A 473-nucleotide genomic window follows, 5' to 3' on the forward strand; every position below is an offset into this window, starting at 1 on the left:
GCCCCATCACGAGCTTCACGTCGTGCTCGATCAGGAGAATCGTGCGGCCGTCCGAGCGGATCTTGTCGAGCAGGCGCGTGAGTTCGACCTTCTCGGTCGCGTTCATCCCGGCCGCCGGCTCGTCGAGCGCGAGCAGCTTCGGGTCGGTCGCCAGCGCGCGCGCAATCTCGAGACGGCGCTGGTGGCCGTACGACAGGTTGCGCGACGTGTAGTCCGCGTACTGCAGCACGCCCACGTATTCGAGCAGCTCGATCGCGCGTTCCTTGATCTCGCGCTCTTCCTGGCGTTCGGCCGGCGTCTGGAACACCGCGCCGAGCAGCCCGTGCTTGGTGCGCACGTGGCGGCCCACCATCACGTTCTCGAGTGCCGTCATCCCGCCGAACAGGCGGATGTTCTGGAACGTGCGCGCGATGCCGGCCTTGGCCACCTGGTGCACGGCCGTCGGCGTGTAGTTCGTGCCGTCCAGCTTGAAG

General features: G+C 67.4%; 1 protein-coding gene. It reads right to left on the minus strand.

Features of this window, described 5'->3' with window-relative positions; all coding sequences use genetic code 11:
• Window positions 1–473 (minus strand): ABC transporter ATP-binding protein (locus U5798_RS36935; RefSeq protein WP_322084888.1); only part of this gene is annotated, 473 nt, incomplete at both ends.

Source organism: Burkholderia sp. BCC1972 (assembly GCF_905339605.1).
GTDB lineage: Bacteria > Pseudomonadota > Gammaproteobacteria > Burkholderiales > Burkholderiaceae > Burkholderia.